Origin of the sequence: Rothia kristinae (assembly GCF_016028855.1) — a bacterium.
Taxonomy (GTDB): Bacteria; Actinomycetota; Actinomycetes; order Actinomycetales; family Micrococcaceae; genus Rothia; species Rothia kristinae.
In genome coordinates this window covers 1,434,863-1,446,372 of the sequence record NZ_CP065738.1, presented here as the reverse complement: position 1 = coordinate 1,446,372, position 11,510 = coordinate 1,434,863, and the positions used below count along the sequence as shown (strand labels likewise).

9 protein-coding genes and 1 riboswitch are annotated in these 11,510 nt (G+C 72.9%); of the genes, 3 read left to right on the top strand and 6 right to left on the bottom strand.

What is annotated here, in order from left to right; all coding sequences use genetic code 11:
- The first annotated feature begins 227 nt into the window (after positions 1–227).
- A complete protein-coding gene (locus tag I6G21_RS06350) occupies positions 228–3,518 on the top strand; it encodes a beta-phosphoglucomutase family hydrolase (RefSeq protein WP_081046392.1) in 3,291 nt (1,096 codons plus the stop codon).
- Positions 3,519–3,617: 99 nt separating this feature from the next.
- On the opposite strand, the gene I6G21_RS06345 is transcribed toward I6G21_RS06350, so the two are convergent.
- The 3 genes from I6G21_RS06345 to purN form a co-directional block, all read right to left on the bottom strand.
- Complete coding sequence (locus tag I6G21_RS06345; RefSeq protein ID WP_058731536.1) at positions 3,618–4,589, bottom strand: bile acid:sodium symporter family protein; 972 nt, start codon at positions 4,587–4,589, stop codon at positions 3,618–3,620.
- Complete coding sequence (gene purH, locus I6G21_RS06340; RefSeq protein ID WP_058731535.1) at positions 4,589–6,193, bottom strand: bifunctional phosphoribosylaminoimidazolecarboxamide formyltransferase/IMP cyclohydrolase; 1,605 nt, start codon at positions 6,191–6,193, stop codon at positions 4,589–4,591. The genes I6G21_RS06345 and purH overlap by 1 nt, the downstream gene beginning before the upstream one ends.
- 102 nt (positions 6,194–6,295) lie before the next feature.
- The gene (gene purN / locus I6G21_RS06335) at positions 6,296–6,859 is read right to left on the bottom strand and encodes a phosphoribosylglycinamide formyltransferase (RefSeq protein WP_081046391.1); all 564 of its coding nucleotides are present in this window, start codon (positions 6,857–6,859) and stop codon (positions 6,296–6,298) included.
- A gap of 58 nt (positions 6,860–6,917) precedes the next feature.
- On the opposite strand from purN, the gene I6G21_RS06330 reads away from it, so the two are divergent.
- Positions 6,918–7,394 (top strand): hypothetical protein, encoded by a 477-nt coding sequence (locus tag I6G21_RS06330; RefSeq protein WP_061225800.1) that lies wholly within the window; start codon positions 6,918–6,920, stop codon positions 7,392–7,394.
- Here I6G21_RS06330 and I6G21_RS06325 read toward each other — a convergent pair.
- Positions 7,381–9,381 (bottom strand): cell division protein PerM, encoded by a 2,001-nt coding sequence (locus I6G21_RS06325; RefSeq protein WP_129357818.1) that lies wholly within the window; start codon positions 9,379–9,381, stop codon positions 7,381–7,383. The two genes, I6G21_RS06330 and I6G21_RS06325, sit on opposite strands and share 14 nt — an antisense overlap.
- A gap of 118 nt (positions 9,382–9,499) precedes the next feature.
- Between I6G21_RS06325 and I6G21_RS06320 the strand changes: the two genes are divergently transcribed.
- Positions 9,500–10,702, top strand: a complete 1,203-nt coding sequence (locus I6G21_RS06320; RefSeq protein ID WP_129357817.1) for a glycosyltransferase family 4 protein — start codon at positions 9,500–9,502, stop codon at positions 10,700–10,702.
- Here I6G21_RS06320 and I6G21_RS06315 read toward each other — a convergent pair.
- Both I6G21_RS06315 and I6G21_RS06310 read right to left on the bottom strand, forming a co-directional pair.
- Positions 10,657–11,124, bottom strand: a complete 468-nt coding sequence (locus I6G21_RS06315; protein WP_055684281.1) for a PIN domain-containing protein — start codon at positions 11,122–11,124, stop codon at positions 10,657–10,659. The two genes, I6G21_RS06320 and I6G21_RS06315, sit on opposite strands and share 46 nt — an antisense overlap.
- Positions 11,121–11,306, bottom strand: coding sequence for a hypothetical protein (locus tag I6G21_RS06310; RefSeq protein ID WP_129357816.1), 186 nt, complete (start codon positions 11,304–11,306; stop codon positions 11,121–11,123). Before I6G21_RS06310 ends, I6G21_RS06315 begins: the two co-directional genes overlap by 4 nt.
- A 20-nt stretch (positions 11,307–11,326) precedes the next feature.
- Positions 11,327–11,458, bottom strand: a riboswitch (SAM riboswitch).
- Positions 11,459–11,510 lie beyond the last annotated feature (52 nt).

Sequence of the window (11,510 nt, the reverse complement as noted above, 5' to 3'; positions counted from 1 at the left end):
AAAGGGGTTCCGAGGGATTAGTCTAGGTCACATCGGCGTCGGCGTCAGGGTGGAGCGCGCTCCAGCGTCTTGCCTGGTGAGCTCCGCACTCCCGCTCCCGCGACCCCGTCCTCGGGTGCACCTGGACCGCGGATCCGGCGCCCGAGCCCATCGCCAGGCCTCCGACGCGAGTGTTTAATGGTGGCTTGACCTCCTGACCGCCGTCGTCACCCTCGCGAAAGGTCTCCATGAACGCCCTGAACCTCCTCGGCTCCACCGACCTGCTGAACCTGCGCCCCGGCGATCCCAACATGCCCGGCGCCCGCCGAGCCCCGGAGAAGAAGGCGGAGTTCCCCATGCTGTGTCCCCAGCAGGCCGTCATCTTCGACATGGACGGGGTGGTCACCGACACCGCCTCGGTGCACGCCGCCGCCTGGAAGCAGCTGTTCGACGCGATCCTGGCCGATCCCCGCCTGGAGCCGGCCGAGGGCCGCAGCGCCGAGGATATCGACCGTCGGGAGTTCTCCGTCTCGCGGGACTACCGGGCCCACGTGGACGGGCGCGCCCGCGAGGACGGGGTGCGCCAGCTGCTGGCCTCCCGCGGGGCCGCCCTGCCCGAGGGCGCCGAGGGCGATGCCCCCGGCGCCTGGACCGTGCACGGGCAGGCCGCCCTGAAGAACGACTACTTCCAGGCCCAGCTGGATGAGCACGGCGTGGAGACCTTCCGCGGCACCGTGGACTTCGCCCGCCGCGTGAAGGAGGGCGGCACCGGCATCGCCCTGGTCACCGCCTCCCGCAACTCCCGCACCGTGCTGGCCGCGGCCGGGCTGGAGGACCTCTTCCCCATCATCATCGACGGCGGCTACGCCCTGGAGCACGGCATCCCCGGCAAGCCCGCCCCGGACATGTTCCTGGCCGCCGCCCGCGCCCTGGAGGTGGACCCCGCCGACGCCGTGGTCATCGAGGATGCGGTCTCCGGGGTGCAGGCCGGCAAGGCCGGGGGCTTCGGGCTGGTCGTCGGGATCAACCGGCACGGGGACCGGGCCGATCTGGAGGAGGCCGGGGCCGACGTCGTGCACAACGACGTCGCCGAGCTGGACCTCGGCCTGGACCGCACCGACTCCTGGAAGCTGATCTACCGCGGCTTCGACCCCAAGCACGAGGCCCACCGCGAGGCCCTGCTGACCCTGGCCAACGGGTACATGGGGGTGCGCGGGGCCCGCCCCGAGCACGGGGACGACGGGATCCACTACCCCGGCACCTACGTCGCCGGGATCTTCAACCGGGTGGTCTCGCACATCAACGGCCGGGACCTGGAGCACGAGTCCATGGTCAACCTGCCCAACTTCGAGGTGCTCGACGTCCGCCTTCGCGACGGGGACTGGTGGTCCGAGGGCGGGCTGCGCATCCTGGATGAGACCACCGAGCTGGACATGCGCCACGGTGTGCTCTCCCGCAGCGCACTCCTGGAGGAGGTGCTGCGCGAGGAGGACCGCGACGGCGCGCGGACTCCCCGCCGCCTGCGCGTGCACCAGCGTCGACTGGTCTCCATGGCCAGCCGGCACCTGTCCGCGATGGAGACCAAGGTGGAGCCGGTGGGCTGGTCCGGACGCATCCACGTGCGCACCGGCATCGATCCCACCGTGACCAACAACAACGTCGCCGAGTACCGGGAGCTGAACCGGCACCACCTGGTGGCCCGCGCCTCCACGACGCTGCCGGACGAGACCCTCATCTGCGTGGTCTCCACCAACCAGTCCGACCACCAGATCTCCATCGCCCAGCGCACCCAGATCAACGCCGCCTCGGATATCCGGGTGGAGCGGGAGATCCGCCCCGGCAACGTGGAGATGCGCCACTTCCACGTCAACGGCCACGACGGCGAGCCGGTGGTCTTCGACACGACCACCGCCGTCGTGACCTCCCGGGATTCCGCGATCGCCTCCGCCACCCTCGGCTCGGTGGAGGCCCTGAACCGCACCGCGATCGGCTTCGAGGCGCTCTACGGTCCGCACACCGCAACCTGGTCCCGGCTGTGGTCCCGCTTCGCCGTGGACATCGACGCGGATGTGAAGACCATGCTGGCCCTGCGGCTGCACATCTTCCACATCGTGCAGACCCTCGGCCCCAACATGGAGCTGGCCGACGCCGGGGTCACCGCGCGCGGGCTGCACGGGGAGGGGTACCGCGGGCACATCTTCTGGGATGAGATCTTCATCCTCCCGGTCATCACCATGCGCCTGCCCTTCGTCACCAAGTCCCTGCTGGCCTACCGCTCCGCCCGACTGCCGGCCGCCCGCCACAAGGCCCGGGAGTTCGGCGCCGAGGGCGCGATGTTCCCCTGGCAGTCCGGCTCGGACGGGCGCGAGGAGACCCCGGTGGAGCTGTACAACCCACACTCGGAGCGGTGGATGCCGGACAACTCCTGGCGGCAGTTCCACGTGGGCCTGGCCATCGCGTTCAACGCCTGGCAGTACTACCAGGCCACCCGGGACGACTCCTGGCTCTCCCACGAGGGCGCGGAGCTGATGATCGAGATCGCCCGGTTCTTCACCTCCATCACCACCTGGGATGAGCAGGATCAGCGCTACCACATCGAGGGCGCGATGGGCCCGGACGAGTACCACGACGGCTACCCCGGCTCCGTCAACGGCGGGGGTGTGAAGGACAACGCCTACACCAACGTCCTGGCGGCCTGGCTGTACCGGCACGTGGTGCACCTGCCGGAGGTGCTGCCGGAGCACCTGGCCGATCGGACCCTGGCCGCCAACCAGGTCACCGAGTCCGAGACTGAGCGGTGGAAGCACATGTCCACCCGCATGGCCGTGCCGTTCAACGAGAACGGGACCATCAGCCAGTTCGACGGCTACGACGACCTCGCCGAGATCGACTGGGACCATTACCGCCGCAAGTACGGCAACATCGGGCGGATGGATCTGATCCTGGAGTCCGAGGGGGATGCGACCAACAACTACAAGCTGTCCAAGCAGGCGGACACGCTGATGCTGATCTACCTGTTCGGCCAGTCCGGGCTGCAGGATGAGCTCGCGGCCCTCGGCTACGACGTCTCCCTGGCCCGCATCGAGGACACGGTGCGCTACTACCTGCCGCGCACCTCCAACGGCTCGACGCTCTCCCGGGTGGTCACCGCCTCGATCCTCGCGCAGATCGACCGCCGCAACTCCTGGTCCACCTATCAGGATGCGCTGGTCGCGGACCTGGACGACACCCAGGGCGGCACCACCCAGGAGGGGATCCACCTGGGGGCCATGTGCGGGACCCTGGACGTGATCCAGCGGGCCTACGCCGGGCTTCGGGTGCACGAGGACTGCGTCAGCCTGGAGCCGTCCATGCCGGAGCAGCTGAAGTCCGTGGGCTTCGAGGTGCAGTACCGGGGCCAGCTGCTGGACGTGTACATCGACGGCACCTTCATGCGCATCACCGCCCGCTCCACCCGGGCCCAGCCGGTGCGCGTGGTGGTCGGGGAGCAGGAGACGGTGCTGACCGGCGGGCAGTCCGCCGAGTTCCCGCTCGGCTGAGCCTGACCGAGAGCAGCGGAACGGCCGCGGCCCCCTTCGGAGGAGGTCGCGGCCGTTCCGTCTCCGACGTCGACTACGGCCGGTGCCCGTCGGGGATGCTCAGTCCCCGGCGCGCCGCCGCAGGATAGCCGCCAGCAGCGCCCCGGAGACGTTGTGCCACACGGAGAACACCGCCCCCGGCAGGGCGGCCTCGGGGGTGAGGTAGGTCTTGGCCAGGGAGGTGGCCAATCCGGAGTTCTGCATGCCGACCTCGATCGCGGTGGTGCGCCGGGAGGGCGCCGGCAGCCGCAGGGCCGCGGCCGCGGCGTAGCCCAGCAGGTAGCCCAGGCCGTTGTGCAGCACGACCGCCAGCAGCACCAGCGCACCCGCGGAGACGATGGCCCCCGCGGAGCCGGCGACGACGATCGCCACGATCACGGAGATCGCCGCGACCGAGATCCACGGCAGCGCCGGGGTGATGGCCAGCACCAGCCGCGGCAGCAGCCAGCGCACGAGCAGCCCGGCCAGGACCGGGATCAGCACCACCTGCAGGATCGAGACCATCATCGCGGTGCCGTTCACGCTCATGTACTCCCCCGCCAGCCACAGGCACAGCAGCGGCGTCAGGAACGGCGCGATCAGGGTGGACACCGAGGTCATCGCCACGGACAGCGCCACGTCCCCGCGCGCCAGGTAGGAGACCACGTTCGACGCCGTGCCGCCGGGGCAGCAGCCCACGAGGATCACCCCGGCCGCCAGGGCCGGCGGCAGCTGCAGCGCCGCGGCGATCCCGGCGCCGAGCAGCGGCATGATGAGGAACTGCGCGATCACTCCGATGAGAACCGGCACCGGGCGGCGGGCGATGAGCGCGAAGTCCGGCCAGGTCAGGGTCAGGCCCATGCCGAACATGATGACCCCGAGCAGCGGGCTGATCGCCGGGGACCACGCGGCGAACGCGCCTGGCGCGAGGAAGCCGAGCACCCCCGCCCCGAGGATCAGCAGCGGGAACACGGTCACGGCCCGCCGGGCGCTGCGCTCCTCCGCGGCGGATTCCGCGGTGCGCTCGGCGGGGTCGGATGCTGCCGGTGCCATCAGTGGAAGAAGTGCCGGGAGCCGGTCAGGTACATGGTCACCCCGGCGGTCTTGGCGGCCTCGATGACCTCCTCATCCCGGATGGACCCGCCGGGCTGCACGACGGCGCGCACCCCGGCGTCGAGCAGCACCTGCAGCCCGTCGGCGAAGGGGAAGAAGGCGTCCGAGGCGGCCACCGCGCCGCGGGCCCGCTCGGCGCCGTCGGCCCCGAGGGTGTTGGCCCGCTCCACGGACAGCCGGCAGGAGTCCACCCGGTTGACCTGCCCCATGCCGATGCCGACGGCCGCGCCGTCCTCGGCCAGCAGGATCGCGTTGGACTTCGCCGCGCGCAGGGCCTTCCAGGCGAAGGCCAGGTCCCGCAGGGTCTGCTCGTCGGCGGCCTCCCCGGCGGCCAGGGTCCAGGTGCTCGGGTCATCCCCGTCGGCCTGGAGCCGGTCCGACTCCTGGAACAGGGCGCCGCCGGAGACCTGCCGGTACTCGACGGCCCCGCGGGCGAAGCCCTCCGGCAGCCGGAGGATGCGCAGGTTCTTCTTGGTCTGCAGCAGCTCGAGGGCCTCGGGGGCGTAGGACGGGGCGATCACGACCTCGGTGAACACGGGCTTGATCTGCTCGGCCATGCCCAGGCTCACCTCGCGGTTCGCGGCGATGACCCCGCCGTAGGCGGACAGCGGGTCGCAGGCGTGGGCCTTGCGGTGCGCGTCCGCGATGGGGTCCTCACCGGATCCCACGGCGATCCCGCACGGGTTGTTGTGCTTGATCACGGCCACGGCCGGCTCGTCGAAGTCGTAGGCGGCGCGCAGGGCGGCGTCGGCGTCCACGTAGTTGTTGTAGGACATCGCCTTCCCGCCCAGCTGCTCGGCCTGGGCGATGCCCGGCTCGGCGGCCGGATCCGCGTACAGGGCGGCCTTCTGGTGCGGGTTCTCGCCGTAGCGCAGGGACTCGGAGCGCTCGAAGCCCAGCCCGGCGTAGGGCGGCCAGAAGTTGGCCTCGGGATCCTGCAGGAACTGGTGCTGGGTCCAGGTGGCCACGGCGGTGTCGTAGGCGGCGGTGTGGGCGAAGGCCCCGGCGGCCAGGCGGCGACGGGCGGCCAGGTCGAAGCCGCCCTGCTCGGCCGCGCGCACGGCGTCGTCGTAGTGGGCGGGGTCCGTCACCACGGCGACGGCGTGGTGGTTCTTGGCCGCGGCGCGCACCATCGAGGGACCGCCGATGTCGATCTTCTCGATGATCTCATCCGCCCCGGCCCCGGAGGCCACGGTGTCCTGGAAGGGGTAGAGGTTCACGACGACGAGGTCGAAGGGCTCGACCCCGAGCTGCTCGAGCTGATCCACGTGCTCCTGCTTGCGCCGGTCCGCGAGGATCCCGGCGTGGATGCGCGGGTGGAGGGTCTTGACCCGGCCCTCCAGGCACTCGGGGAACCCGGTGATCCAGGAGACCTCGGTGACCGGGACCCCGGCCTCGCGGATCACCCCGGCGGTGGAGCCGGTGGAGACCAGCGACACCCCGGCGGCGTGCAGGCCGCGGGCCAGCTCGGGCAGGCCGGTCTTGTCGTAGACGGAGATGAGGGCTCGACGCAGCGGGATCCGGTCCAGGTCGATGAGGGTCACGGAAGGATGCTCCCTTGGGAAGTCGGAGATGGTGGCGCGCACGGCGCGAAGACCCTTCCAGTGTAAGGGGCGTCGCACTCGGGCGTGCCAGCGCCCGCCGCCTCAGGCGCGGGCGGCCAGCTCCCGCAGGGTGCGCACCAGGAGAGGACGCTCCTGCTCCTTGATCCGCTCGTGCAGGCTCTGCTCGGTGTCCCCCTCCAGCACCGGCACCGCGGCCTGGGCGAGGATCGGGCCGGTGTCCACCCCGGAATCCACCAGGTGCACGGTGACGCCGGTGATCTTCACCCCGTGGGCCAGGGCGTCGCGCACCCCGTGGGCCCCGGGGAAGGAGGGCAGCAGCGCCGGGTGGGTGTTGACGATGCGCCGCTCGAAGCGCGCGACCAGCTGCGCATCGACGATGCGCATGAATCCGGCGAACAGCAGCAGGTCCGGGGCGTAGGAGGCGAGCTTCTCCTCCAGGGCCCGGTTCCAGGCAGGGCGGTCCGGGAAGTCCCGGGGCGCCAGCACGAACGTCTCGATGCCGGCCTCGCGGGCGCGCTCCAGCCCCCGGCACTCCTGATCCGCGCCGACGGCGGCCACCTGCACCGGCAGCTCGCCGCGGGCGACGGCGTCCAGGACGGACTGCAGATTGGTGCCGGAGCCGGAGACCATGACCACGATGCGCATGGCTCCCACCCTACCGAGGCGCGACCGGGCGCGCGGGCCAGCGGGTAGCCTGGTGGGCATGTCTGCCGCCCCTCCGCCTCAGGACCCTCAGCCCACCCAGCAGCCGCCCCGGCGTCCGGACAGGCCCCTGGGAGAGGACGAGCGGGCGCGCGCGGCCGAGTCCCTCCTGTACCGCTCACGGGCGGGTCTGCTCCTGGCGGTCATCGGGTTCTGCCTGAGCACCTTCGCGGGACGCTCCTGGGGCGGGTGGGCCCTGGCCGGGGCCGGGCTGGCCTTCCTAGGTGCCGCCGTCGCCTGCATCATGACCCTGGTGGCGCTGAAGCGGGTCGGCGCCCGCCCCTTCTCCTACGTGCTGACCAGCCTGTCCCTCGCGCTGGTCCTGTGGTTCGCGGTGAGCATGGCCGCGAACCTCCTGCTGTGGGGCGCGGCCGAGGACTACCGGGAGTGCGTGCGCACGAGCCTGACCATCTCCTCCTCCGGGCAGTGCCAGGAGCGCCTCACGGACGGGATCGAGCGGACCCTCACCGGCCGCTGAGGCGACGCCGACGCGGCCGACGCACCACCACGCGCGGCTCCTCGCGCTCCCTCTGCACCTCACGTTCTTCCGCCTGCTCGAGCTCCTCCTGATGCTCTTCCGGGCGCTCGGACTCGTCGGCCTCCGGGGCCTGGGCCTTAGCGTTGGGCTTATCGTCCCCCTTCGCGGCGGACCAGGGCGTCTGGGCCCCGGCGCCGGAGCGCCACTGCGGGATGAACAGCTCCTCCGCCGCATCGTCCTCGGCCGGCTTCTGCTCGGTGGACTCAACCTCGGGCTTCACCGGGCGCTTCGCCTCGTGCCCCGCGGCCCCGGGCGCCGCGCGACGCAGGCGCTGCAGGGCGCTGAGCCCCCGCTCAGACTCCTGCTCGGACCGGGGCTCGGGCCGCTGCTCGGACCCGGGCTCGGCCCGGTCCGGCTTCCCCGCGGGGCGCTCTCCCGCGGAGTCGGTCCCCGCGGAGTCCTGCTCCTCGTCCCGTTCCGATGCGGCGTCGTCTCGCGCCCCGTCGTCGCCCGCGGCGTCGCTCGTCCGCACCCCGCTCGTCGGTTCCGCGCCCGTCTGCTGCCCGCTCGGACCCTCGGTGCTCACGGCGTTCTCGCCGGAGGTCTCCACCTTCCGGTTCGCCACGGCCTCGGCCCCCGCGGCCTGCGGAGAGCGATTCCGGCGGGAAGCGCGCCGGGTCCGCTTCCGTGCGGGGGCCGCGCCCTGTCCGCCCCGGGCGGCATCGCGCTCGAACCAGGGGGACACCACCCGCCCGATCACCGCGCCGATCGCCACGGTCACCGCACTCCAGCAGAACATCGCCCCCGGGTGGGGACCCACGACGGCGAAGGGCCCAGCCCCCAGCCCCCCGCGGGCGAGCACGACCAGCAGCGTCGCACCAGCCCCGGTCAGCGCCCCCAGGACGACGGCGAACACCGCCCCGGACAGGATCGCACCGAGCACGCGGGAGCCGATGCGCAGGGAGAACCAGTCATCCACGTGATCCTCCCCGGCGCGCAGGAACCACCACGCGGCCAGCGCCCCGGCCAGCACCGGCAGCACCAGCACCGCGAAGGAGTAGGGGCCGGTGGCGGTGGGCATCGCCGCGAACACCGGGAGGGCGGGCAGCGCCGGTCCGTCGGCGACCGCCGGGGAGAACAGCGTCCCCTCCCCCAGGCTGAAGCCCGCCCCCACGGACCAGGCCGTGGCGCAGAGGATGAGGTTGGGCAGCAGCGCCAGCTGCAGCAGGAACAGGGTCAGATCCCCGGTGAGCCCGGCGTGCAGGGCCTGGTAGGCCGCGATGATCCCCTGCCAGTGCGCGAAGACGCTGATCCCGGTCAGCAGGGCCCCGCCTGCCACCAGGCCGATCAGACCCACGCCGGCGGCCCGCAGCACGGACAGCGCGTAGGCCCCCGCCCACCGGGTGTACTGGCTGTAGCGCTGGGCCAGCCCCTCTGGGGCGAGCCCGATCAGCCGCAGCCAGGAGCCGGACTCCCGGTGCCCGCCCCACACCATGCCCAGCAGCGGCACCCACAGCGGCACCAGGGCCGAGGCGAGCACGGGGGCGCGCAGCGTCGTCGTGCCGGTCAGCACGGCCACCGCCGCACCGACCCCGGCGTAGGCCACCAGCCCGCCGAGCACCGGCTTCCAGAACTCGCCCTCCCAGGAGGCCCGGGCCAGGCGGGCCCCGGCGCGCCGAGCGATCAGCAGCAGCACCAGCGTGAGCCCCAGGGGCAGCAGATGCGCGGTACCCGTCAGTCCCGCGGCCCGCCCGGTGGCCGGCACGTCCAGCTGCAGTCCGACGCCGTGCGCGCCCAGCCACACCTGCCCGATCGCCGCGGCCAGCGCGGGCAGGCCGCCGGGTCCGTCCAGGGAGAACCAGCCGATCAGCAGCAGCACGGCCACGACGGCCAGACCCGCCAGGGCGGCAACGAGGATCTCGACGGCGCCCTGCAGCCACAGCGGCATGGGCAGCGTCCGGGGAAGGGAGAAACGGCGCGGGGTCATCATCGCTGTTCATCATCCCACGCCGAGCCGCGGACTCCCCGTGAGGGTTCACGCTCCGTTCCCCGCAGCGTCACCGGCCCGCATCCCGCGGGGCGCAGACCGGTGGTGCACTGGACCCATGAGGATCATGATCGCCGCCGAATCGTTCCTGCCCCACCTGTCCGGGGTGACCACCTCCGTGCTGCGCAGCGCGGAGCAGCTGATCCAGCGCGGGCACGAGGTCTCCATCCTGGCCCCGGAGACCGGACCCGGGGAGCAGACGCCGCAGCACCCCGTGTCCGGCGCCGTCTGCCTGCGGGTGCCCTCCCTGCCGGTGGCCGGCTACCCGGGGCTGCGCGTGGCCCCTGGACCCGTCGCCCCAGTGCGGCGCCTGATCGCCCGGCACCACCCGGACATCGTGCACGCATCCTCCCCGTTCCTGCTGGGCGCCCGGGCGGTCACCGCGGCCCGGGACCTGGGCATCCCGTGCGCGGCGGTGTACCAGACCGACGTCTCCGCCTACGCCCGCCGCTATCGCCTGCCCTGGCTGGCCCGCGCAGCGGACCGGCGGCTGGCCGCGATCCACGGGCAGGCGGATCTGACCTTGACCCCCTCCAGGGCCTCCGAGGACTACCTGCGGGACCTGGGAGTGCCCCGGATCCTGCGCTGGGGACGCGGAGTGGACACGGTCCTGTTCCGCCCTGAGCGGGCCGAGGGGGCGCTGCGGGCTCGGATCGGGGCGGGTCCGGAGGAGCTGCTGGTCGGCTACGTCGGTCGGCTGGCCCCGGAGAAGCAGGTGGAGGATCTGCGAGTGCTGCAGTCCCTGCCCGGGGTGCGCCTGGTGGTGGTCGGGGACGGCCCGGAGCGGGCGCGCCTGGAGCACACCCTGCACCGGGCCAGCTTCCTCGGGCGCCTGGAGGGCGAGGAGCTGGCGCGCACCGTGGCGGAGCTGGACGTGTTCACCCACCCCGGGGAGTCGGAGACCTTCGGGCAGACCCTGCAGGAGGCGATGGCCGCAGGCACCCCGGTGGTGGCCGTGGGCTGCGGCGGGCCGGCGGACATCGTCGAGCACGGGCGCACGGGGCCGCTCTACCCGCCGGGACACCTGGACCGGCTGCGCGAGCACGTGCAACGGTTGGAGGACCCGGGCCTGCGGGCGCAGTTCGCCGTCGCCGGGCGGGAGGCGATGACGCCGAGGTCCTGGTCCGCGCTGACGGACCGGCTGCTGGAGCACTACGCGCTGGCGCGGCAGTTCCACCGGGCGGACGGTCTGCGCCGGTGGGCGGCCGGAAGGGTTCAGTCCTCCGCGGGGTCCAGGGCCTCCACACCCCAGGCGCGGTAGGCGGCGGCCTGCGCGGAGACCACGGTGAGCCCGTGCACGCGGGCGGTGGCCGCCAGCAGCCCGTGCACGCCGTCCTCGGGACCGGCGGTCTCCCCCGGGGCCTCGCTCGGCTCCTCGTCGTCGGCTACGCTGCGCAGCCCGGCCGGCCCGGCGGGCAGGGGGCGGGCGGCCCACGCCCGGGCGACGGCATCGTCCACGGGCAGCAGGTGGCCGCGGAACCGCTCGGCCAGCTCATCCAGCCAGCGATCGGTCTCCGGGCCGGGGAAGCGGGCGGCCAGCTCCCCGAGGCTGAGCACGGAGACGTAGAGGACGCGGTGGGCCCGGCGCCGCAGGAACGCGACGACGGCCCGGTCCGGGGCGCTTCCGCGCAGCTGCGCGAGGATCCCGGAATCCAGCAGCAGGCCCGTACCGGGCCGGCTCATGCCGCCCGGTCGGCGGCCGCGGAGGCGCTGCCGCTGCTGGTGGCCAGGAGGAAGTTCAGGAACTCGGTGCGGGCGGAGTCCACCCGGGCGTAGTCGGTGATGCTCATGGCCCGGTATCCCCCGCGGGCGGGAACGGCGGCGGAGAAGTCGAGGCGGGTGGGAGAGGTGACGGTCATGGCCATCGCGCGGAGAGCGCATCCTTTCGGTGCTCTTGCCCGTACCGGTCAACATGCCGCCGTGGCGGCGAATACGGGCCGCTTCGTCATCCGAGCCACCCTTGAACATGGGGTTGGCGCTCAACCGAGTCGGAGCTTGGCAGTTGAGTCTCTTGAAGCTGGCACCAGCATAACCCGCCCGGGCGGGCCTGCCAAGACCCTTCTTCACGC